Origin of the sequence: Weizmannia acidilactici, assembly GCF_008974225.1 — a bacterium.
Lineage (GTDB): Bacteria > Bacillota > Bacilli > Bacillales > Bacillaceae_C > Weizmannia > Weizmannia acidilactici.
In genome coordinates this window covers 1-231 of the sequence record NZ_BKZR01000134.1, presented here as the reverse complement: position 1 = coordinate 231, position 231 = coordinate 1, and the positions used below count along the sequence as shown (strand labels likewise).

At 45.5% G+C, this 231-nt stretch carries 1 protein-coding gene; it reads left to right on the top strand.

Annotated features, from left to right (window positions below; genetic code table 11):
- On the top strand, window positions 1–231 hold a 231-nt coding region (locus GBH70_RS17040), incomplete at both ends, for a hypothetical protein (protein ID WP_216643895.1).

Here is a 231-nt window from a genome sequence, read left to right as displayed (position 1 = left end):
GTTCAAGCAAGAACCTGGGGATGCAGACTTTTCGAGTAGTCAGGCTACAAGGAGGGGAAGCATTGACCCAAACGATCCTAAGACCATTATCCGGGAACATCGCGAAGCGTCCAAGTCCGAACTTGTATTCCGGGCGAGCCCGGAATACAAAATCTTATATTCACTTGTCAATGAGCAGCAGAATGAACTGGAAATTGACATCCACTTTGGATTTAAACTTATTATACGAGG